This window comes from Phenylobacterium sp. (assembly GCF_013822795.1).
In the GTDB taxonomy this organism is placed as follows: Bacteria; Pseudomonadota; Alphaproteobacteria; order Caulobacterales; family Caulobacteraceae; genus Phenylobacterium.
Map to the genome: position 1 here is coordinate 216,593 of NZ_PNLB01000004.1, position 20,754 is coordinate 237,346.

General features: G+C 69.3%; 20 protein-coding genes. 15 read left to right on the top strand and 5 right to left on the bottom strand.

All coding sequences use genetic code 11. The features are described from left to right. Position 1 precedes the first annotated feature (1 nt). Both C0481_RS05505 and C0481_RS05510 read left to right on the top strand, forming a co-directional pair. Positions 2-2,932 (top strand): endoglucanase, encoded by a 2,931-nt coding sequence (locus C0481_RS05505; protein ID WP_293401473.1) that lies wholly within the window; start codon positions 2-4, stop codon positions 2,930-2,932. A gap of 5 nt (positions 2,933-2,937) precedes the next feature. Then, the gene (locus C0481_RS05510) at positions 2,938-3,741 is read left to right on the top strand and encodes a transporter (protein ID WP_293401475.1); all 804 of its coding nucleotides are present in this window, start codon (positions 2,938-2,940) and stop codon (positions 3,739-3,741) included. Here C0481_RS05510 and fliP read toward each other — a convergent pair. Both fliP and C0481_RS05520 read right to left on the bottom strand, forming a co-directional pair. Continuing rightward, positions 3,738-4,535 carry a flagellar type III secretion system pore protein FliP gene (gene fliP, locus C0481_RS05515; protein WP_293401477.1) on the bottom strand — a complete coding sequence of 266 codons (798 nt, stop codon included), beginning with the start codon at positions 4,533-4,535 and terminating at the stop codon, positions 3,738-3,740. The genes C0481_RS05510 and fliP overlap by 4 nt on opposite strands. After that, entirely contained in the window at positions 4,528-4,821 is a 294-nt protein-coding gene (locus C0481_RS05520; protein WP_293401480.1) for a flagellar biosynthetic protein FliO, read from the bottom strand. The genes fliP and C0481_RS05520 overlap by 8 nt, the downstream gene beginning before the upstream one ends. A gap of 105 nt (positions 4,822-4,926) precedes the next feature. Between C0481_RS05520 and flgB the strand changes: the two genes are divergently transcribed. The 10 genes from flgB to C0481_RS05570 all read left to right on the top strand — a co-directional run bounded on the left by flgB (position 4,927) and on the right by C0481_RS05570 (position 13,797). Next, complete coding sequence (gene flgB / locus C0481_RS05525; RefSeq protein WP_269626654.1) at positions 4,927-5,361, top strand: flagellar basal body rod protein FlgB; 435 nt, start codon at positions 4,927-4,929, stop codon at positions 5,359-5,361. Positions 5,362-5,372: 11 nt separating this feature from the next. After that, positions 5,373-5,792: a flagellar basal body rod protein FlgC gene (flgC, locus tag C0481_RS05530; protein ID WP_293401485.1), complete on the top strand. Its 420-nt coding sequence runs from the start codon at positions 5,373-5,375 to the stop codon at positions 5,790-5,792. A gap of 13 nt (positions 5,793-5,805) precedes the next feature. After that, complete coding sequence (gene fliE / locus C0481_RS05535; protein WP_267230539.1) at positions 5,806-6,114, top strand: flagellar hook-basal body complex protein FliE; 309 nt, start codon at positions 5,806-5,808, stop codon at positions 6,112-6,114. Positions 6,115-6,164: 50 nt separating this feature from the next. Continuing rightward, positions 6,165-6,932: an ABC transporter ATP-binding protein gene (locus C0481_RS05540; protein ID WP_293401489.1), complete on the top strand. Its 768-nt coding sequence runs from the start codon at positions 6,165-6,167 to the stop codon at positions 6,930-6,932. Then, a complete protein-coding gene (locus tag C0481_RS05545) occupies positions 6,929-8,473 on the top strand; it encodes a glycine betaine ABC transporter substrate-binding protein (RefSeq protein ID WP_293401491.1) in 1,545 nt (514 codons plus the stop codon). The genes C0481_RS05540 and C0481_RS05545 overlap by 4 nt, the downstream gene beginning before the upstream one ends. Before the next feature lie 73 nt (positions 8,474-8,546). Further along, on the top strand, positions 8,547-8,813 hold the full coding sequence (fliQ, locus tag C0481_RS05550; RefSeq protein WP_293401519.1) for a flagellar biosynthesis protein FliQ: 267 nt from the start codon (positions 8,547-8,549) through the stop codon (positions 8,811-8,813). 19 nt (positions 8,814-8,832) lie between these two features. After that, the gene (gene fliR / locus C0481_RS05555; protein WP_293401493.1) at positions 8,833-9,588 is read left to right on the top strand and encodes a flagellar biosynthetic protein FliR; all 756 of its coding nucleotides are present in this window, start codon (positions 8,833-8,835) and stop codon (positions 9,586-9,588) included. Between the two features lie 3 nt (positions 9,589-9,591). Further along, positions 9,592-10,680 (top strand): flagellar biosynthesis protein FlhB, encoded by a 1,089-nt coding sequence (gene flhB / locus C0481_RS05560; RefSeq protein WP_293401495.1) that lies wholly within the window; start codon positions 9,592-9,594, stop codon positions 10,678-10,680. Between the two features lie 75 nt (positions 10,681-10,755). After that, the gene (gene cckA, locus C0481_RS05565) at positions 10,756-12,825 is read left to right on the top strand and encodes a cell cycle histidine kinase CckA (protein WP_293401497.1); all 2,070 of its coding nucleotides are present in this window, start codon (positions 10,756-10,758) and stop codon (positions 12,823-12,825) included. 51 nt (positions 12,826-12,876) lie between these two features. Then, the gene (locus C0481_RS05570) at positions 12,877-13,797 is read left to right on the top strand and encodes a mechanosensitive ion channel domain-containing protein (protein WP_293401499.1); all 921 of its coding nucleotides are present in this window, start codon (positions 12,877-12,879) and stop codon (positions 13,795-13,797) included. Here the strand turns inward: C0481_RS05570 and C0481_RS05575 are convergent. Together C0481_RS05575 and C0481_RS05580 are read right to left on the bottom strand one after the other, a co-directional pair. Beyond that, positions 13,787-14,998: a TIGR03862 family flavoprotein gene (locus C0481_RS05575; RefSeq protein ID WP_293401501.1), complete on the bottom strand. Its 1,212-nt coding sequence runs from the start codon at positions 14,996-14,998 to the stop codon at positions 13,787-13,789. The two genes, C0481_RS05570 and C0481_RS05575, sit on opposite strands and share 11 nt — an antisense overlap. A gap of 39 nt (positions 14,999-15,037) precedes the next feature. Continuing rightward, positions 15,038-15,421: a hypothetical protein gene (locus C0481_RS05580; protein WP_293401503.1), complete on the bottom strand. Its 384-nt coding sequence runs from the start codon at positions 15,419-15,421 to the stop codon at positions 15,038-15,040. 160 nt (positions 15,422-15,581) lie between these two features. On the opposite strand from C0481_RS05580, the gene C0481_RS05585 reads away from it, so the two are divergent. From C0481_RS05585 to C0481_RS05595, 3 genes are all read left to right on the top strand, one after another. Next, positions 15,582-17,489 carry a DEAD/DEAH box helicase gene (locus C0481_RS05585; protein ID WP_293401505.1) on the top strand — a complete coding sequence of 636 codons (1,908 nt, stop codon included), beginning with the start codon at positions 15,582-15,584 and terminating at the stop codon, positions 17,487-17,489. Between the two features lie 87 nt (positions 17,490-17,576). After that, the gene (locus C0481_RS05590) at positions 17,577-18,308 is read left to right on the top strand and encodes a TVP38/TMEM64 family protein (RefSeq protein WP_293401507.1); all 732 of its coding nucleotides are present in this window, start codon (positions 17,577-17,579) and stop codon (positions 18,306-18,308) included. Positions 18,309-18,368: 60 nt separating this feature from the next. After that, positions 18,369-19,394, top strand: a complete 1,026-nt coding sequence (locus C0481_RS05595; protein ID WP_293401509.1) for an NADP-dependent oxidoreductase — start codon at positions 18,369-18,371, stop codon at positions 19,392-19,394. A 15-nt stretch (positions 19,395-19,409) separates the two neighbouring features. Here the strand turns inward: C0481_RS05595 and C0481_RS05600 are convergent. Continuing rightward, the coding region (locus C0481_RS05600; RefSeq protein ID WP_293401511.1) for an AMP-binding protein at positions 19,410-20,754 on the bottom strand (1,345 nt) is incomplete at its 5' end.

Consider the following 20,754-nt stretch of genomic DNA (forward strand, 5'->3'; position numbering starts at 1 on the left):
GATGAAAATGCGCCAGGCCCTGAGGTCGAGCGTCGCGGCGATCACCATCGCCAGCGTCGCCGCGCCTACCGGCTTGTCGGCGCAGACTTCCGAAGCCGCGCCGCGCGGCGGCGCCGCCCAGGTGCGGGTCGCCCAGGCCAAGGACTTCTCGCGCATCGAGCTGGGCGGCCGCGCGGTGGCGCGCCGCGACGGCCAGGTGCTGACCCTGCAACTGGCGCGTGGGGCCAATCCGGACATCAGCCGGCTGCGGACCTCGCCGCCGCGCTGGTTGAAGAGCGCCGAGCTCCGCCGTAGCGCCGCCGGCTCCGCCCTGGTGCTCACCCTGGCCGAAAACGCCGACGCCCGGGTCGGAACCGCTGACGGCGCGACCTACGTCAATCTGTTCGAGAAGCCGCCGGCGCCGGCCGCGCCGGAGGTGGCCCAGGCCGACCCCGTCGCCGCGCCGACCCCGCCGCGGCTCAATCCGATCCCGGCCGGCGGCGTCGTGCGCATGGCCACGAAGATCGGCGCAGGCCAGGTGCAGCTCAGTTTCCCGTGGGCCAATCCCGCCGGCGCCTCGGTGTTCCGCAGGGGCGGGGCGGTGTGGGTGGTGTTCGACGCCCCGGCGACGCTCGACGTTTCGGCCGCGCCGCGCGGCCTGCGCCAGATGACCGGGGCCACCGCCTATCGCGGGACCGATTTTGCGGCCGTGCGGATCGAATCTGCGCCGAACACGCCGTTCTTCGCCTCGTCCCAGGGCTCGACCTGGACGGTGATCCTTGGGCCCGGCGCCCAGGTCGAGCCGGCCGCCCAAATCCGGGTGGTGCGCGATCAGGCTGGCGGCCCGGCCGGGCTAAAGGCGGCCGTCTCCGGAGCCACGAAGGTCGTGCGGGTTACGGACCCGGTGGTCGGCGACACCATGTCGGTCGTGACCGCCCTGGGCCCGGCCAAGGGTCTGCCCTCGCGCCGCGAGTTCGTGCAGATGGCGCTGTTGCCCTCGGCCCAGGGCATGGCCGTGGAGTCCTATATCGACGACCTGGCGATGCGCCACGACGGCGACCTGGTGCAGATCGGCCGCCCGAGCGGTCTGACTCTGTCGCCGGCCTCGGCCTCGGTGGCGCGCGCGGAGGCGACGCTGGGCGCGCCGCAGCCGGCCAGCCTGCCCGGGCTGATCGACCATCAGAACTGGCCGAAGACCGGTTCGGGCGGGTTCCTCTCGCGCTACAGCGCGCTGCTCTCGGCCGCCAATGAGGAAGCCGCGGTCGGCCGCGACGCGCCCGTGGCTGCGCGCATGGCGCTGGCCCGCTTCCTGGTCGGCTCGGAGCTGTCGTTCGAGGCGATCGGCGTGCTCAACGACACGGCCCGCCGCAATCCCTCGGTGATGGAGGATCCGGAGTTTCGCGGCCTGCGCGGCATCGCCCGGGTCATGGCCCGCCGCTACAAGGAGGCGCAGGCCGATTTTTCCGCGCCGATCCTGCAGGACGACCCATCGGTCGCCCTCTGGCGTTCCTACATCGCCGCCCAGCTGGCCCAATGGCCGGAGGCGCGCAGCCAGTTCGGGGCTGGGGCCGAGGCGTTCAACCAGTTCTCGCCGACCTGGAAGGCCCGCTTCGCCCGCTCGGACGCCCAGGCGGCGCTGGCGCTCGGGGACGTGAACGGCGCCGACGCGCGCATCAAGCTCGCCTTGATGGACAAGACCGACTCTCTGGAGGAGCTGGCTACGCGGCTGGTTCAGGCCCAGGTCGTCGAGGCCCTTGGCCACAAGGACCGCGCTCTGCGCATCTACGCCGCCGTCGCCGGCGCGCCGAGCGAGGGCCTGGCCGCACCCGCCACCCTGCGCGCCACCAAGATCAGGCTCGAAACCGGCAAGATCACCCCGGTCCAGGCGGCCAACGTGTTCGCCGGCCTGCGCTATCGCTGGCGCGGCGACGCCACCGAGCTGGAGACCATCCGCGCGCTCGGCCACCTCTATCTGAGCCAGGGGCGCTACCGCGAGGCGCTCGAGGCTCTGCGCGGCGCTGGTACGCGGCTGCCCGACCTGCCCGAGGCGCTGCAGCTTCAGGCTGACCTGGGCGCAGCCTTCCGCACCCTGTTCCTCGACGGCGCCGCCGACGGATTGGAGCCGGTCCAGGCGCTGGCCATGTTCTACGACTTCCGCGAACTGACGCCGCTGGGCGCCGACGGCGACATGATGGTGCGCCGGCTGGTGCGCCGGCTCGTCGACGTCGACCTGCTGGACCAGGCGGCCGAGCTCCTGAAGTACCAGGCCGAGAACCGCCTCGACGGCGTGCCGCGGGCCCAGGTTTCGACCGATCTGGCGCTGATCTACCTGATGGACCGCCGTCCCGAGCAGGCGCTGCAGGCGATCAACGCCTCGCGCACGACGGTCCTGCCGACGACCCTGAACGCCGAGCGCCGCGTCGTTGAGGCGCGCGCCATGATGGGCCTTGGCCGCTACGACCATGGTCTGGAGCTGCTGGAGCGCGACACCGGCCGCGACGCCCAGGACCTGCGCGGCGAGATCCTCTGGAAGCAGAAGAACTGGGCCGCGGCTGCGGGCATCTTCGAGAAGAGTTTGGGCGAGCGTTGGAAGCAGCCGGGACCGCTGAGCGCTGAAGACGAGGGCAAGCTGTTGCGGGCCGGCGTCGCCTACAGCCTGGCCGGGGATGACGCCTCGCTGGCGCGCATGCAGCAGCGCTACGCCGGCTTCTACGATCAGGCGCGCAACCCCGAGGCGCTTCGCGTCGCCCTGACCGGGGTCCAATCGGGCCCCTTGAGCGTTTCTGACCTTGGCCGGGCGACCGCTGATAACGAAGCTTTCTCCGGCTGGGTCGCGAAGATGAAGGTTCGGTTCCGCGAAAGGCCGGCTCCGCTGGGGCCGCCGACGCCCGCCAAGGCGCCCGCTGCGCCGGCCGCCAAGCAGGCGGCGGCGACGACTGCGGCGCGAGGCTGAGGCTCGTGCGGGTCCGGGTCGGCGCAGTCGCCGTGCTCGGGGCCGCGTTGCTGTCCGCCGGCGCCGCCCACGCCGCCCCACGCAGGGAGTTCTGCCCCGATCGTCCCGGCAAGGGATCGCCGCCCTGCGTCGTCGATCCAGGCGTCCTTCAACTGGAGCTCAGCGGCCTCGACGCCGCCTTTCAACGTTCCGGGCCAGGGGCGACCGATACGTACTCGGTCGGCGCCATGGAGTGGCGGCTCGGGCTGACGCCGACCCTCGAAGGGCAGGTCCAATGGGCGCCCTATACTCAGGTGCGGACGCGCGGCGAGGATGCGACCCGGGTGGAGGGCGTCGGCGACCTCGTCCTGCTGCTGCGCCGGTCGCTGCGAAATCCGGATGGGTCCGGGCTATCGATCGCGTTGGAGCCGTTCGTCTCGGCGCCGACCGCCACGCGTGGTCTCGGCTCCGGCGGCTGGCAGGGCGGCTTGGTCGTGCCGTTCTCTGTACCGATCTCCGATGATGTGACGCTGAGCCTGGCGCCCGAGGTCGACGTCAATCGCGACAGCGACGGCGCCGGCGTGCACCCGGCGTGGACAATGGCCGCCGGGCTCAGCCGAACATTCGGACCGGTCAGCCTGGGCGCCGAGCTCTGGGGTTCAATCGACGACGATCCGGCCGAGCGCGCGCATCGCGCCTCGCTGGACCTGACGCTGGCCTGGACCCCGCCGCGCCATGAGGACTTGCAGCTCGACGTCGGGGTCTATGGCGGGCTGACCCGAGACACGCCTGACCTGGAAGTCTTGGTCGGGCTCTCGCGGCGGTTCTAGCCGCCGCCTGCGCCGCGCTGGAAACTCTCGACCAGACTGCCCGCGACCAGCCGCCAGCCGTCGACCAGCACGAAGAAGATCAGCTTGAAGGGCAGCGACACCACCACTGGCGGCAGCATCATCATACCCATGCTCATCAGCACGCTGGCGACGACCAGGTCGATGACCAGGAAGGGAATGAACAGCAGGAAGCCGATCTCGAAGGCGCGCTTGAGTTCCGAGATCATGAAGGCCGGCGTGACGACGCTGAGCGGGGTCTCCTGGGCCGTCGGCGGGCGCGGGGTCTTCGAGAGGCGGAGGAACAGCGCCAGATCGTCCTGGTCGACCTGGCTCAACATGAAGGTCTTCACCGGCGCGGCGGAGGCGTCGAACGCCGCCGGCAGTTCCATCTGCTGATCCATCAGCGGCTTAATGCCCTCGTCGTAGGACTTCTGGAATGTCGGGCCCATGACGATGGCGGTCAGGAACAGCGCCAGGCTGATCATCACCGCGTTGGGCGGGCTCTGCTGCAAGCCGAGCGCCGTGCGCAGCAGGCCGAGCACCACGACGATGCGCACGAACGACGTGGTCATGATGACGATCGACGGCGCCAACGACAGGACGGTCAGGAGGCCGACCATCTGCACGACGCGTTCGGACAGGCCCGCGCCGGTCCCGAGGTCGATGTTGATGGCTTGGGCGGCGGCGGCTGCTGGGAACACCATCGCCGCCAGGGTCGCCAGCGCCGAAAGGCCGGCCGCACGACGCCAGTCCTCGGCACGTAGATGGAAGAGGGCGGCGAAAACCTTACGCATCGGCGGGGATCTTTGGCTTGCGGGCGGGTTTGGCGGGGCTCGGCAGGACCTGGCCCTCGCCGAGCAGCAGGAGCTTCTCCTCGCCGTCGAACGAGACGACGACCAGCCGCCGCGAGGGGTCGAGAACCAGGGTTTCGACGACCTTCAGCCGGCGGTCGGCCTTGGCCTTGGCCAGCCGCGCCACGGCGTCGGGTCCAAAGCGTCGCAAGGCCACGGCCGCCAGGCCGACGAGCCCCAGGGTCAGCGCCAGGGCGAAGACGGCGCGGAGGAAATCAGCCAGGTTCATCGGATGTTCGAAAGGGGCGGGGGCGCGACTCGTGCGCTGTCCTCCCTCGTGTGCGCCGCAGGGTCTTAAGACGCGGTTAACCCTGTTTGTTCACCATCTTCAGCTATGAACCTGAACGAGATTCCGCTGTTCGCGATGCTCAAGGGGCGCTTCACGCACCTCGGTGAGCGCCAGCGCCTGATCTCGCAGAACGTCGCCAACTCCGACACCCCGGGCTACACGCCCAATGATCTCAAGGCTTACTCCTTCGACGCGCAGGTGCGCGCCGCGCAGACGGCGTCCGGAACGGTCGGCTCGGCGGCGCGGGGGCAGGCGGTGACCCAGGCCGGGCACATGACCCCGGCCTCGCAGCACCGCACGCCGTACAAGCCGATCAAGGCCAAGGACTCCGAGACCACGCTCGACGGCAACTCCGTCGTGCTTGAGGAGGAGATGATGAAGATGGCCGAGGCGCGGATGAACTACGACGCCGCGATCAGCTTCTACCAGAAGTCCCTGGGCATGCTGCGGCTGGCCAGCCGCGCGCCGGGTCGCGGCTAAGGGAACGCTAGATGGCCGACATCAAGCCCATGACCGGCGCGACCCAGATGATCGCCGCCAGCGCTCTGCGGGCCCAGCAGGCGCGCATGCGGGTGATCGCCGAGAACATGGCCAACGCCCAGTCCGTGTCGCGCCAGCCCGGCGGCGACCCGTATCGCCGGCAGGTGCCGGTGTTTACGCCGTATCAGACCGACGCCGGCCAAGGCGTGCGGGTCGCCCGCGTCGAGCCCGACCGCAAGGACTTCCGCAGCGTTTACGACCCCAGCCACCCGTCGGCGGACGACAAGGGCTATGTGAAGCTGCCCAACGTCGACACCCTGGTCGAGGCGCTGGACATGAAGGAAGCCCAGCGGGCCTACGAAGCCAACCTCAACGTCATCGAGACGGCGCGCGCCATGGAGCAGCGCACCCTCGACATCCTCAAGAAGTAGGGCGGCCTAAGCCATGATGACCGCGCTCGCCGCCGCCAAGGCCTACGCCGCGACCCAGAACACGGCGGTGATCAAGCCGCCGTCGGCCGGCCAGGAAGACCAGGGCCTCGACTTCGGCTCCATGGTCAAGTCGGCCATGAACGACGTCATGCACAACACCAAGAAGGCCGAAGGCCAGATCGCCGCCCAGGTGGCCGGCAAGGCCGAGCTGATCGACGTCGTCACTGCGATTTCCGCCGCCGAGGCCAGCCTGGAGACGGTGATGGCCGTCCGCGACCAGGTGATTAACGCCTACCAGGAAATCATGCGCATGCCGATCTGACGGGCGAGGCGGGGGTTCCCCTTCCACCTCACCGTGTTACGCCTAGGCCCATGGCGGCGATTGAGCTTTCGAACATCGAGAAGCGTTTCGGGGGCCACGCCGCCCTGGCGGGCGTCGACCTGACGATCGGGGCGGGCGAGTTCGTCGCCCTGGTCGGGCCCTCGGGCTCCGGCAAGACGACCCTGCTCAAGACGATCAACGGCCTCTCCGAACCCGATGCTGGCGAGGTTCGCATCGCCGGTGAGGATACAGCCGATCAGCCAGGACACCTTCTGCGCCGTCGGATCGGCTACGTGTTCCAGGAGATCGGCCTCTTCCCGCATTTGACCGTGGCCGAGAACATCGGCGTCACCCCGCGGCTGCTGGGCTGGGACAAGGCGCGGATCTCGGGCCGGGTCGACGAACTGCTCGATCTCGTGGCGTTGCCGCAGGAGGTCGCGGGACGAGGGTCTTCCGAATTGTCGGGCGGCCAGCGCCAGCGGGTCGGCGTCGCCCGCGCCCTGGCCGCCGAACCGAAGATCATGCTGATGGACGAGCCGTTCGGCGCGCTCGATCCGTTGACCCGCGACGCCCTCGGCGGCGACTACCGCGCCCTGCACGATAAGCTCGGCCTGACCACGGTGATGGTCACCCACGACATGGCCGAGGCGGTGCTGCTGGCCGACCGAATCGTCGTGCTGGCTGGCGGCCGGATCCTGGCCGACGGCGCGCCGGCCGAGCTGCTGGCGTCCACCACCGATCCGGAGGTGCGCGCCCTGCTGGAGGCCCCGCGCCGCCAGGCTGAACGTCTGCGACAGCGGCTGGGAGGCGCGGCGTGAACGAACGCATCGCTCAGGCCTTCGCCCTGCTGGCCGATTACCTGGCCTGGCACGTGGTGCTCAGCGCCAGCGCCCTGGTGTTGGGCGTGCTGATCAGCTTGCCGCTGGCCGTCGCCGCCAGCCGTAGCCCGCGTCTGCGCTGGCCGGTGCTGGCCTTCGCCGGCCTGATCCAGACCATTCCCAGCCTGGCGTTGCTGGCGCTGTTCTATCCGGTGCTGCTCGGGCTGTCGGCGGCGAGCCAGGCGGTGCTCGGCAAGGGCTTCTCGGCGCTGGGCTTCCCGCCTTCGCTGCTGGCCCTGACGCTCTATTCCATGCTGCCGATTTTGCGCACGGCGACCACCGGCATCCTCGGGGTCGACCCAGCTGTGCGCGAGGCCGCCGACGGCGTCGGCATGACCCCGCGCCAGCGACTGTTCCAGGTCGAGTTGCCGCTAGCCATGCCGGTGATCATGGCCGGCGTGCGCACCGCCGCGGTCTGGACCATCGGGGCGGCGACGCTGTCGACCCCGGTCGGCCAGACCAGTCTCGGCAACTATATCTTCGCCGGCCTGCAGACCGAGAACTGGGTGTTCGTGCTGTTCGGCTGCGCGGCGTCGGCGGCGCTGGCGATGGTCGTCGATCAACTGCTGGGCCTGATCGAGACCGGTGCGGCGAGGCGTCGGCGCGGCCTGGTGGTCGCCGGCGCGGCGCTGCTCGCTCTGGGCGCTCTGGCGGCGATGAGCCCATTGGCGGCGTTCGGCAAGCCGGCGAGCTATGTCGTCGGGGCCAAGAACTTCTCGGAGCAGTACATTCTGGCCGAACTGATGGCCGAGCGGCTGGAAGCCGCCGGCGCCCGCGTCTCGCGCAAGGAGGACCTGGGTTCGGCCGTGGCCTATCGCGCCCTCGCGGCGGGTGAGCTGGACGTCTATGTCGACTACTCCGGCACGCTCTGGACCAACGTCCTCAAGCGCCAGGACAATCCGGGCCGGCCGGCGGTTCTCGCCGAACTGACCACCGAACTGAAGAAACGCGACGGCGTGGTGGTGCTGGGTTCGCTGGGCTTCGAGAACGCCTATGCCTTCGCCATGCGCGCCGACCGGGCCAGGGCGCTGGGGATCACCAGCCTTGCCGATCTCGCCCGCCAGGCCCCGCGCCTGACCCTGGGCTCGGACCTTGAGTTCCTGTCGCGGCCCGAGTGGAAGGCCGTCGACGCCGCTTATGATTTTCATTTCAAGGCCGAACGCTCGTTCCAGCCGACGTTTATGTATCGCGCGCTGTCGGGCGGCGAGGCCGACGTGATTTCCGCCTTCTCGTCCGACGGGAGGATCGCGGCCGACAAGCTGGTCGTGCTCAGCGATCCCAAGGGAGCGTTGCCGCCGTACGACGCGGTGATCCTGGTGTCGCCAAAGCGGGCGGGCGATGCGCGTCTCCTGGACGCTTTGCAGCCCCTCGTCGGGTCTATCTCGGTGGAGGCGATGCGGGCGGCGAACTACAACGTCGATCGCGACCGCGGCAAGCTGTCGCCGGCCCAGGCGGCGCGGGCGCTCGAACCTTCGAAGTAGCCCTTCGTTAACCATAAGTAGGCAATTTCGACCTAGCTGATTTCCAGCATTTCACGCGTACCCAAGAGGCCTACTGATGAGCGGCGCCGAAGTTCTGGACGTCGGTCGCGACGCCATCTGGCTCACCATTCAGCTCTGCGCGCCCGTGCTGATCGTCGGGCTGGTGGTCGGGGTCGGCGTCGGCCTGATGCAGGCCCTGACCCAGATCCAGGAAGCGACCCTGGTCTACGCGCCGAAGATCGTGGCGATCTTCCTGTCGCTGCTGCTGTTCCTGCCGCTGATGGGCGCGCTGATGAGCGGCTTCATGCGCCAGATCGCCGCCCGCATCGCGGCGATGTAGCGGCCGCCCGGCCGCCCGCATGGAAAGCTTCGCCGCCGCCAATCAGGTCTACGCCGCCGGGCTGATCTTCGCCCGGGTGGGCGCGATCATCATGCTGCTGCCCGGCTTCGGCGACACCAGCGTGCCGCCGCGCATCCGCCTGTCGTTCGCCTTCCTGATGGCGCTGATGCTGATGCCCATCGTGGCCAAGGGCCTGCCGGTGCCGGGCGAGGTGTCGGGCGTGGCCGGCGCGGTGATCAAGGAGCTGCTGATCGGGCTGATAATCGGCACGATCCTCAAGCTGTTCTTGTCGTCGCTGTCGACCGCAGGGGAAATCATCTCGATCCAGACGACGCTGTCCTTCGCCCAGACGGCCGCGCCCGGCCAAGCGACGCCGTCGACGACGCTCGGCACCTTCCTGATGCTGATCGGGGTGACCCTGATCATGGCGACCGACCTGCACCACATGTTCCTGGCCGCGATCGTGCACTCGTACGCGGTGTTTCCGTTCACCCGCGAGCTGGCGATCGCCGACAGCACCCAGCTGGCCGTGCAGACGGTGGCCGGCTCGTTCCGGCTTGGCCTGCAGCTGGCCGCGCCGGTGGTGGTGTTCTCGGTGATCTTCAACGTCGCCGCCGGCCTGGTCGGGCGGGTGATGCCGCAGTTCCAGGTGTTCTTCGTCGTCACCCCGCTGATCGTGCTGCTGGGCCTGTCGATTTTTGCGCTTAGCCTGGGCGTGATCGGCATGGTCTGGCTCAACCGCTATCGCGAGCTCGTCTCGCTGTTCCTCGGCTAGGTCATGGCCGACGAACAGGACGCAGCCTCCAAGACAGAAGAGGCGACACCCCAGAAACTCGCCAAGGCGCGCGAGAAGGGCGATGTCGCCAAGACCCCCGACCTGGCGACGCTGGCCTCGTTCGCCGGGGCCGCGGCGGTGATCGCCATCGCCGGCGGCTGGATGTCACGCAACCTGGCGGCCGAGTTGCTGCCTTTCATCTCACGGCCCGAGAGCATCAGCCTGGAAGGGCACGGCGCCATCGACGTCGCCCGCCACGCAGCCCGCGCCGCCGCGCCGATCCTGCTTGGGGTGATGGTGGTGGCGGCGATCATGGGCGCGGCCGGCAACATCGTGCAGACCGGACTTCTCTACAGCCCCGAGAAGATCAAGCCCGACTGGAAGAAGGTCTCGCCGATGGCGGGCCTGAAGCGCACGCTGGGGCCGGACGGCCTGATGCAGTTCTTCAAGTCGATCGTGAAGATCATCATGGTCGGCTGGGTCGGCTGGGTGGTGATGAAGCCGTACATCTACCCGCTGAAGGAGCTGGCCGCCCTCGACCCCGCCGCCATGCTGCCGTTGATGGTCGAGATCCTGCGGAAGCTGGTCTTCGCCACGGCCGGTCTGATGCTGGTGATCGCCGGGTTCGACTGGTTTTGGCAGCGTCAGCGCTTCCTCAAGCGCATGCGGATGACCAAGGAAGAGCAGAAGGAAGAGTTCAAGAACGCGGAAGGCGATCCTCACTTCAAGGCCAAGCGCCGGCAGATCGCCATCCAGCGCTCGCGCCGCCGGATGATGGCCGCGGTGCCCAACGCGACCATGGTGGTCATGAACCCGACCCACTACGCCGTGGCGCTGCGCTACGAGGCCGGCGAGACCAACGCGCCGCAGTGCGTCGCCAAGGGTATGGACGCCGTCGCGCTGAAGATCCGGGCCCTGGCCGAGGAGCACGGCGTGCCGGTGATCGAGGACCCGCCGCTGGCCCGCGCGCTCTACGCGGCGGTCGAACTCGACGACTTCATTCCGCCCGCTCACTACGAAGCCGTGGCCAAGCTGATCGGCTTCATCATGCAGAGCAGCGCCCGGGTGGCCGCAAAGGCCCGCCACCACTGAGAAATATGAGAACATTGCGTGACTGATTCGCCGGAGGCGCAGGCCTCCCCGCTCGAATTCAACCGGGACCGTCGCATGGCCAAGCCCAAGACGCAGGACCGCGCGGCCCGCCGCTTCGACCCGATGACGGCGCTCGCGGTGCTGTGCTTTCTCGCCGCGGTGGGCTTTGCGGCCGTGCCGGCCTTCCACGCCGGCCCGGCCACCCGCGCCGGGGTGATGCTCTTGATCGGCCTGTTCGGGGTGGCGTGCCTGGGCCTGTTTGCGCTGCGCAACTCGGCTGAGCCTGCGGTGGCCGGCGAGCCCGGCGCCGACCAGATGGTCGACGCCCTGACCGAGCCGGCCGCGATCGCCGCCGCCGATGGGCGTATCCACGCGGCCAATGCGGCGTGGCGTTCGCTGCTGGGCGCGGCGGCCCGCCTGCCCAAGGGCGGCTCGTCGGCCGCCAGCCTGTTCTCGGCCCTGACTGCGGCGCGCCGTGGCGAGACGGCCCAGGCCTCGATCCGCAACAACGGCTCCGAGCACTCGGCCACCGTCGCGCCGTTGGGGGAGCGTCGCTTCCTGGTGCGCCTGGCCGAAGCTCCGCCGCTCGCCTTGCCGTCGGCGGCGGCCGAGGTGCTGCAGGCGTTCAACTCCGCCAAGCCGCCGCCGCCCAAGGTGCTGGACGCTTTCGCCGCCGCCTCGCCGTTCGGCGCGGCGCTGTTGGACGGAGACGACCCGTTCGAGGCGACGATCATCGAGGCCAATCCGGCTCTGGCCGGCCTGTCCGGCGGCGGCGCCAGCGGTTCACGCTTCGGCGACCTGATCGACGCGGCCTCCCGCGCCGACGCTGCGCAGAAGCTGGCCGAAGGACATGTGGGCGTGCTCGAGGTGCGTTTGGCGCACGATCAGGCCAAAATCGCCCACCTCTATCTGTCCAAGAGCGACGGCCGCTGGGTGGCCTACTTGGTCGACGTCTCCGAGCAGAAGCAGATCGAGCTGCAGCTGTCGCAGAGCCAGAAGATGCAGGCCATCGGCCAACTGGCCGGCGGCGTCGCCCATGACTTCAACAACCTGCTGACCGCGATCTTCTTCCAACTCGACGTGCTGGCCCAGCGCCACCCGGTCGGCGACCCCTCGTACGAGGGGCTGAACGAGATTCGCTCGACCTCGACCCGCGCCGCCGACCTGGTCCGCAAGCTGCTGGCCTTTTCGCGCAAGCAGACGGTGCAGCGCGAGACTCTCGATCTCGGCGAACTGATCAGCGAGTCCGAGGTGCTGCTGCGGCGCGTGCTCTACGAGGACGTGAAACTGGAGACCGAGTACGGCCGCAACCTGCCGCACGTGCGCGCCGACCGCAGCCAGATCGAGACCGCGGTCATGAACCTGGCGGTCAACGCGCGCGACGCGGTGCGCGCGCATGGCGGCGGCGTGGTCCGCATCCGCCTGGCCCGGCTGACCCAGGAGGAGGCGTCCGCGCAGGGCTATCCGGCCGCCAAGGGCGACCAGGCGCTGATCGAGGTCTCGGACGATGGTCCGGGCATCCCGCCCGAGGTGATGGACAAGATTTTCGACCCGTTCTTCACCACCAAGCCGGTGGGCGAGGGGACGGGCCTGGGCCTGGCCACCGTCTACGGCATCGTCAAGCAGTCAGACGGCTGGATCAGCGTCGCCTCCAAACCCGGTGAAGGCGCGGCGTTCAGGATCTTCCTGCCGGTCCACATCCCGACGGCCGCTTCGCCGGCCCCGACGCCGGCCGCCAACAAAGCGCCGCCGAAGGCGCGCGACCTCTCGGGCGCCGGCCGCATCCTGTTCGTCGAGGACGAGGACGCCGTCCGCACCGTGGCCGCCAAGCTGCTGCGGGCTCGCGGCTACGAGGTGATCGAGGCCGGATCGGGCGAGGAAGCGCTGGAGCTGGCCGAGCAGCACGCCGGACAGATCGACCTGATGATCTCGGACGTGGTGATGCCGGGCATGCAGGGCCCGGATCTGCTGAAGCACGCCCGCGCCTATCTGGCAGGCGCGCCGGTGATGTTCATCTCCGGCTATGCCGAGGCCGAGTTCTCGAACCTGCTGGAAGGCGAGGAAAACGTTTCGTTCCTGCCCAAGCCGATCGACATCAAGACGCTGGCCGAACGGGTGAAGCAGGAACTCCAGAAGGCGGCCTAGCGTTTGGGCGCAGATTGGCCTTGGCGGGGGCGTCGATGCTAAGCGGTGGGCATGCAGGGAATTGAACACGAGATCGCCACCCGTTTGAATCAGACGGTTCGCTCCGACGAGAACGTCTTCCACAAGTTCATGGACGCGGCCGGCGACCTGGCCGTGAACCTCGTGGTCGCCGTCATCATCCTGACCGTCACCTGGTGGGCGGCGGGCTGGGCCGCGCGGTTGGTGCGGCGGCTGATCGCCCGGGTGCACGGCGGCGGACCGCCCGACGTGACGTTGCAGGGTTTCGCCGGCTCGGCGGCCCGCTACTTGGTGATGATCGTCGGCATCATCGCGGTGCTGCAGCAACTCGGCGTCCAGACGACCTCGATCCTGGCGGTCCTGGGCGCGGCGTCACTGGCGGTCGGTCTGGCGCTGCAGGGCACGTTGAGCAACGTCGCAGCCGGCGTGATGCTGTTGCTGTTCCGACCCTATCGGGTCGGCGACGTGATCGAGGTGGCCGGGCGCACCGGCACGGTGCGGACGCTGGACCTGTTCGTCACCGAGCTGACCACCCCCGATAACCTCAAGGTCGTCCTGCCCAACGGCAAGGTGTTCGGCGACGTGATCGTCAACACCAGCTACCACAGCCGCCGCCGCGTCGACGCGGTGATCAAGACCGACCTGAAGCGCGACGTGCCGGCGCTGATGGAGGGCCTCAAGGCCCGCGCCGAGGCCAATCCCCTGGTGCTCAAGGACCCGGCTCCGGCGGTCGAACTGACGGGGATGTCCGAGGCCTTCGTCGAAGTGACCGTGCGGGCCTGGGTGGAGTCCGGCGACTTCGGAGCCGTGAAGGCCGACATGATGCTGGCGGGCCGTTTCCTGGCCGAGGGCGCAGAGCAATTGCCGGCGCTGCCCGCGCCGCGCGCCAAACCCGCCGCGCCGAAGAAAAAGGCCCGCCCGACCTTGAGCGATCGGCTGCGCGCTAAGCCTTAAGGATCGATCGCGCGGCGTGGACGCCGGTAGCGAAGCACGCCTGCAGCAGGTAGCCGCCGGTCGGGGCCTCCCAGTCGAGCATCTCGCCTGCGACGTAGACGCCGGGAACAGCGCGCAGCATCAGATCGCCATCGACGGCGGCCTGTGTGACGCCTCCGGCGGACGAGATCGCGCGGTCCAGCGGCCGCATGCCGGTCAACCGCAAGGGAGCGGTCTTGATCGCCCGCGCCAAGGCCCCCGGCTCGCGCGGCAGGTCGACGCCATGCGCCTCCCGCAGCAGATTGATCGCCAGCGGCGACAGTCCGGCCGCCTTACGCAGGAGGTTGGTCGTCGACTGGCCGCCGGCCGCCCGATGCAGCCGATCGGTGAGCTTGGCGCGGCTGACATCTGGGGTGAGATCGGCCTCCAGCGTTACGGCTCCGTCTGTAGCCAACGCTTCACGCAGACTGGCCGACAGGGCGTAGATCGCGCCGCCCTCAATGCCATAGGCGGCGATCATCGCCTCGCCCCGCACCGTCCGGCCATCGAACGTCAGGGCGATGTTCTTCAGCGGCTCGCCGGCGAAGCGCTCGGCGAACATCGCGCTCCAGCCGACATCGAACCCGCTGTTGGCGCTCTGAAACGGCGCCAGGGCGACGCCCCTGTCCGCGAGCAGCGAGGCCCACCCGCCCGTCGAGCCGAGCTTCGGCCAGCTGGCGCCGCCGAGCGCCAGGATCGTGGCGTCGGGGACCGCGGTCTCGATCGCGTCGTCCGCGCCGGCGAACAGCAGGCCGCCGGCGGCGTCCCAGCCGCGCCACTCGCGCCGCAGCCGCAGCTCGACCCCTTGCGCGGACAGGCGCGCCAGCCAGGCGCGCAGCAGGGGAGAGGCTTTGAGCGCCTTGGGGAACACCCGGCCGCTGGAGCCGACGAAGGTCTCCTGTCCCAGGCCCTGCGCCCAGGCCTGAAGGTCGGCTGGAGAGAACGCCTCGATCATCGGCTTCAGCCAGCTGGCCGCTTCGCCGTAGCGTCCGACGAATGTCGCCAGCTCTTCAGAGTGGGTGAGGTTGAGCCCCCCGCGACCGGCCATCAGGAATTTGCGGCCGAGCGTCGGCATGCGCTCGTAGAGCGTCACCTTGGCGCCGGCCGCGCTTAGGGTCTCGGCGGCGATCAGGCCTGCTGGGCCGCCGCCGACGACCGCGATGGTCTTCAGGGAAGTGGACATCGGCGAGGTCAGAGGCCGTTCCGCCGCAAAAGTCCAGTCTCAGGGCGCGAAGCTCGACCGCGCCTTTACGCCCCAATGGCCGTCCTCGCAGGTGATCACGTAGATGGAGTCGAAGCCGCCGATGACGCTGCCATCCTTGCGGTAGCGGGTGAAGCGGGTGTCGAAGTGAACCTTGTCAGGGCCGGCGTGGATCACCTCTCGCCGCTCCCAGGCCGAATGGTCCCAGTCCGACAGCGGGCCCTTCTCGAACATCTGCGGCTGATGATAGCCGGGCTCGATCACCGTCAGGGTGTTGGAGGCCAATCGTACGCTCGGGAAATTGAAGGTCTGCTCGAACGCCGCCAAGTCGCGAGCGTTGAAGGCGGCCATGAAGGCGTCGGTGACGGCCAGGGCCGCTGCGATCTGTACGTCGAAATTCGGCATATCATCTCCCTTGATCAGACCAGCTTGGCACGTTTATTTCTGCGGCGCTTGCGCCCGGCGGTACGAATTCCGCGTTGTAAGGCTTGCCGTAGACGCCTGCTTGGCCTCTAAGGCGCGCCCGCGCTCTTTTTGTGTGTGGCGCGAACCTTCAAGGACGACCATGGCCTTCCCTAACATCCATCCCGCCTTGGCGCGCGCGCTCGCGAGCCAGGGATACGAAGAACCCACCCCCGTCCAGGCGGCCGTCCTGACCGAGGAAGCCGAAGGCCGCGACCTGCTGGTTTCGGCCCAGACCGGGTCAGGCAAGACCGTCGCCTTCGGCCTGGCCGCCGGGCCGACCTTGCTGGGCGAGGAGCAGTGGTTTGGTCAGGCCGGTCCGCCGCTGGCGCTGGCCATCGCCCCCACCCGCGAGCTGGCCATGCAGGTCGCCCGCGAACTCAGCTGGCTCTATGGCCAGGCCGGGGCGAAGGTCGAGACCTGCGTCGGCGGCATGGATCCGCGCCGTGAGCAGCGCGCCCTGGCCGCCGGCTGCCACATCCTGGTCGGCACGCCGGGCCGCCTGAAGGACCATCTGGAGCGCGGCAACCTCGATCTCGGCGCGCTGCGCGTGCTCGTCCTCGACGAGGCCGACGAGATGCTCGACATGGGCTTCCGCGAGGATCTGGAAGAAATCCTCGACTCCTCGCCGGTCGATCGACGCACGCTGCTGTTCTCGGCGACCATCGCCAAGGATATCGCCGCCCTCGCCAAGCGCTATCAGCGCAACGCCCTGCGCATCGACACCGTGCGCCGCGACGAACCGCATGGGGACATCGAATACCGCGCGATCCGCGTCGCGCCCAACGAGGTCGAGCTGGCCGTCGTCAACGTACTGCGCTTCTTCGAGGCCCCCGGCGCGCTGGTGTTCTGCAACACCCGCGACGGCGTGCGCCACATGCATGCGGCGCTGCGCGAGCGCGGCTTCCAAGTCGTCGGCCTGTCGGGTGAGCTTGGCCAGCGCGAGCGCTCCGAAGCGCTGCAGGCGCTGCGCGACGGGCATGCCCGCGTCTGCGTGGCGACCGACGTCGCCGCCCGCGGTCTCGACCTGCCCGACCTTGGCCTGGTGATCCACGCCGACCTGCCGATCAACAAGCCGGCCCTGCTGCACCGCTCGGGCCGCACCGGCCGCGCCGGTCGCAAGGGCACCTCGGTGCTGTTGGTGCCCTATACCCGCCGTCGCAAGGCCGAACAGCTGCTGGCCTCGGCCGGCGTGGACGTCCAATGGCAGGGTCCGCCGACCGCCGACGAGATCAAGGCCAAGGATCAGGCCCGGATGCTCGAGGACCCGATCCTCACCGAAACGCCGGCCGAGGAAGACCTGGCCCTGGCGCGCTTGGTGCTGGAGACCCGTAGCGCCGAACAGGTGGCCGCCGCCCTCATGCGGCTCTACCGCCAGCGCCTGCCAGCCCCTGAAGAGCTCTATGACGACGCGCGGATGCGCGACGCCCAGGCTCGTGATCGTGAGCGTCCGCAGCGCGGCGATCGCTGGGAGCCGTCCGACCGCGAAGACGGTCCTGTTGGCCGTCCGCCGCGGCTGGCGCCGGAAGACGTCACCTGGTTCCGGATCACTGTCGGTCGCGACAAGAACGCCGACCCCAAGTGGCTAATCCCGATGATCTGCCGCCTCGGCCACGTCACCAAGAAGGACATCGGCTCGATCCGCATCTTCGATCGCGAGACGAAGTTCGAGATTTCTAATGAAGCTGGGGGCAAGTTCGCGGCCGCGGTGAAGGCGACTGCGAACGACGAGATTAAGATCGAAGCCTCGGGCCCGCCCGGCGGCCCGACCTCGCCGCCGCGCGGCGGGCCGCACCGCAAGGGACCGCCGAGTGGCGATCGTCCCTTCCGCAAGGGGCCGCCTGGTGAAGGCAAACCCTACCGCAAGGGCCCGCCTGGTGAAGGCAAACCCTTCAGCAAGGGGCCGCCGCGCGATGGCGGCAAGCCCGCGTTCAAGGGCCCGCCCGGCTCGCCCGGTCCCAAGGGCGGCAAGCCGCCGTGGAAAAAGAAGGGCAACGATCAGCGCAGCTAGCCGTCTTGGTCCGGTCACAAAATCAGTCCTAGGCTAGGATCGCGCGTTCTTCTGGGAATGCGCGTCAGGGACGAAGGCGCAGGCCGGATGACCGAGACCGAACGAGATCGACGCCTGACCCGCCTGCGCATCGTCGCACGGTGGGTCCCGGCGGTGCTGCTGATCGGCGCGGCGGTGGCGCTCTACGCCAGCGGCCTGGCCACCCTCTCCTTTGACAGCGTCCAGGCCAATGAGGTCCGGCTGCGCGACGAGGTCGCGGCCGCGCCGATGGCTGCGCTGGCGGTGTTTATCGGGCTCTACGCCGTGGCCACCGGCGCATTCGTGCCGCTCGGCCTCGTGCTCATGCTGGCGGGCGGCTTCCTGTTCGGCCCGCTGATCGGCGCGCTGGCGACCATTGTCGGATCGACGCTCGGCGCGATCATGACCTATCTGGCCGCTCGGTTCGCGGCCGGCGACAGCATCCGCCGGCTCCTGGCCAGCGGGCGGTTCCGCAAACTGATGGACGGTTTTGACCGCGCCCCCTTCCGCTACCTGCTGACTCTGCGCCTGGTGCCGCTCAGTCCGTTCGGCCTGGTGAACCTGGCGGCCGGCTGCGCGCGTGCGCCGTTCCGGGCCTATGTCGCAGCCACCGTCGTGGGCGCCGTGCCCTACTCGCTGATCTACAGTTATCTCGGCGCGGGTCTGGGCCAGGCCTTCCTGGGAGGACGGACGCTCGACGCCAGCCTGCTTCTGCGTCCGCAGGTGGCGCTGCCGCTGGCGGCGCTCGGCCTGCTGAGCCTGCTGAGCGGGCGGCTGAAACGTGGCGAGCAGCCGCTCTAGGCGCTCGACTCCGCCGCGTATCGCGGCCCATGATCGGCGCAGCCCTCCGAGGAGACCTCCATGCCGATCAACCGTCAGTGGATCCTGCGTCGCCGCCCTGCCGGGGAGATCGTTCCCGAAGACCTGGAATTGGTCGAGACGGAGACGCCGGAGCTGCACGACGGCGAGGTCTTGGTTCGCAACATCTACCTGTCCCTCGACCCCACTCACCGCATCTGGATGAGCGACCAGGACCAGTATCTGCCGCCGGTGCAGATCGGCGAGGTGATGCGCGGCGGGGCGATCGGGGTGGTCGAGCAGTCGCGCAATGCGGCGCTGCCGGAGGGCGCCATCGTCAACGCCGGCCTCGGCGGCTGGCAGGACTACGCTGTGGTGCACGAGGGCATGGCGCGGCGGGTGCCGCACCTGACCGACGTGCCGCTGACCGCGCACATGAGCGTGCTCGGCGCGACCGGGCTGACCGCCTATTTCGGGCTCAACGACATCGGCAAGCCGCAGCCGGGCGAGACCGTGGTGGTGTCAGCAGCAGCGGGCGCGGTCGGCTCGATCGTCGGACAGTTGGCCAAGCTGCAGGGTTGCCGGGTGATCGGCATCGCCGGCGGGGCGGAGAAGTGCCGCTGGCTGACTCAGGACCTCGGGTTCGACGCAGCCATCGACTACAAGTCCGAGGATGTCGCAGAGGCCCTGTCGCGTCTGGCCCCGAACGGCGTCGATATCAACTTCGAGAACGTCGGCGGCAAGGTCATGGACGCCGTCATCGGCCACATGAACAATTTCAGCCGCATGCCGCTGTGCGGGATGATCTCGACCTACAACCGCGAGGGCGCGATCGCCGGCCCGACCGATTTCGGGCGCGTGCTGATGCACCGCATCCTGATCAAGGGCTTCATCGTCATCGACTATCTGCCGCGCGCGGCCGAAGCGATGGCCGAGCTTGAGCCGCTGGTGGCCGGCGGCCAGCTCAAGTGGAAAGTCCACGTCGTCGACGGCCTGGAGAATGCAGTCACCGCGCTCGGCCGGCTGTTCACCGGCGACCACGACGGCAAGCTGCTGATCCAGGTCTCCCCTGAGCCCAGGCACGCCTGACGCTGAAAGGGGGCGCTAGGCCCCCACGCCCAACGCCGCCAGGGCGCGTTCGCGGCTGGCCTTGTAGTCGACCTTGCCGTTGGGCGCGCGACCGATGCTCGGCACCACGACCAGTTCGCGCGGAGCCTTGTAGGCGGCCAGGCGCGAGCGAACGTGGGCGGCCATGTCCTCTAGGCTGGGCGGGTCGGCGCTCGGCTCGGCCTCGACCACCGCGCAGATGCGCTCGCCGAAGCGCGGGTCCGGCACGCCGACCACCACCGCGTCGCGGATCGACGGATGGGTCTTCAACGCCTCTTCAACCTCTTCAGGGAAGACCTTCTCGCCGCCGGTGTTGATGCACTGGCTGCCGCGCCCGAGCAGTTTCAGGGTGCCGTCGAGATTGACCTCGGCCCAGTCGCCCGGGACGCTCCAGCGCTGGCCTTCCATGGTCTTGAAGGTCTTGGCGCTCTTTTCGGGGTCCTTGTAGTAGCCGACCGGCAGGAAGCCCGAGACCGCGACGAGGCCGCGCTCGCCCGAGCCTGGCTCGACGCGGCGGCCCTCCTCGGTGAACACCGCGCAGTTGGGACCGAGCATGAACGCTGCGGTGGCGGCTTCGGCGCCGGGCGCCGAGGCCGAGGCTCCGAGGCCGACGGCTTCGGAGGAGCCGAACGAGTCCATGATCATGGCGTTGCGCGCGTGGCTGAGCAGGCCGCGCTTGTTCTCCTGGCTCCACATCGAACCGGACGAACTCATCGCCTTGACGTTCGACAGGTCCCAGCGGCCGGGGTTGGCCTCCAGCGCCTCCAGCATCGGGGTCGAGAAGGCCAGGCCGACGATGACGATGTTGTCGGCCTCCAGCCGCACCGCCTCGTCCCACAGCTCCATGGCGTTGAAGTGCCGGGAGGGCAGGCTGGCGACCGCGCCGCCGATGTTGAGCGTGATGAACGCCGAGAACTGGCCGGTGCCGTGCATCAGCGGGCAGCAGACCAGCGTGGTCGGCGAGGGATAGGTTCCCAGCCGCGCGTCGAGGTCGCCGACCGCCTCCAGCGGCGCCAGGCCCTTCAACGGGTGGCCGCCGGACCCGATGACGTTGAACAGGTCGTCCTGGCGCCACATGACGCCTTTGGGCATGCCGGTGGTGCCGCCGGTATAGAGCAGCAGCAAGTCGTCGGGCGAGCGGCCCCAGGGCGCTTTGAACGGCCGCTGGGCCGGGGCCACGGCGACGATCTGGTCGTAGTCGTCGGCCCAGTCGGGGACGGCGTGGCCCGGCTCGGCCACTGCAATCCAGCGTTTCACGCTCGGCAGCTTGGCGCGCAGCGGCGCCAGCGTCTCGGCGAACCCGGCGTGGAAGATCACGGCCTGGGCGTCGGCGTTGTCGAAC

Bases quoted from the DNA above. Each gene is read 5' to 3' on its own strand.
- C0481_RS05505 (WP_293401473.1), top strand. From the start codon at position 2: ATGAAAATGCGCCAGGCCCTGAGGTCGAGCGTCGCGGCGATCACCATC.
- fliP (WP_293401477.1), bottom strand. From the start codon at position 4,535: ATGCGTAAGGTTTTCGCCGCCCTCTTCCATCTACGTGCCGAGGACTGG.
- C0481_RS05520 (WP_293401480.1), bottom strand. From the start codon at position 4,821: ATGAACCTGGCTGATTTCCTCCGCGCCGTCTTCGCCCTGGCGCTGACC.
- flgB (WP_269626654.1), top strand. From the start codon at position 4,927: ATGAACCTGAACGAGATTCCGCTGTTCGCGATGCTCAAGGGGCGCTTC.
- flgC (WP_293401485.1), top strand. From the start codon at position 5,373: ATGGCCGACATCAAGCCCATGACCGGCGCGACCCAGATGATCGCCGCC.
- fliE (WP_267230539.1), top strand. From the start codon at position 5,806: ATGATGACCGCGCTCGCCGCCGCCAAGGCCTACGCCGCGACCCAGAAC.
- C0481_RS05540 (WP_293401489.1), top strand. From the start codon at position 6,165: ATGGCGGCGATTGAGCTTTCGAACATCGAGAAGCGTTTCGGGGGCCAC.
- fliR (WP_293401493.1), top strand. From the start codon at position 8,833: ATGGAAAGCTTCGCCGCCGCCAATCAGGTCTACGCCGCCGGGCTGATC.
- flhB (WP_293401495.1), top strand. From the start codon at position 9,592: ATGGCCGACGAACAGGACGCAGCCTCCAAGACAGAAGAGGCGACACCC.
- cckA (WP_293401497.1), top strand. From the start codon at position 10,756: ATGGCCAAGCCCAAGACGCAGGACCGCGCGGCCCGCCGCTTCGACCCG.
- C0481_RS05570 (WP_293401499.1), top strand. From the start codon at position 12,877: ATGCAGGGAATTGAACACGAGATCGCCACCCGTTTGAATCAGACGGTT.
- C0481_RS05575 (WP_293401501.1), bottom strand. From the start codon at position 14,998: ATGTCCACTTCCCTGAAGACCATCGCGGTCGTCGGCGGCGGCCCAGCA.
- C0481_RS05580 (WP_293401503.1), bottom strand. From the start codon at position 15,421: ATGCCGAATTTCGACGTACAGATCGCAGCGGCCCTGGCCGTCACCGAC.
- C0481_RS05585 (WP_293401505.1), top strand. From the start codon at position 15,582: ATGGCCTTCCCTAACATCCATCCCGCCTTGGCGCGCGCGCTCGCGAGC.
- C0481_RS05590 (WP_293401507.1), top strand. From the start codon at position 17,577: ATGACCGAGACCGAACGAGATCGACGCCTGACCCGCCTGCGCATCGTC.
- C0481_RS05595 (WP_293401509.1), top strand. From the start codon at position 18,369: ATGCCGATCAACCGTCAGTGGATCCTGCGTCGCCGCCCTGCCGGGGAG.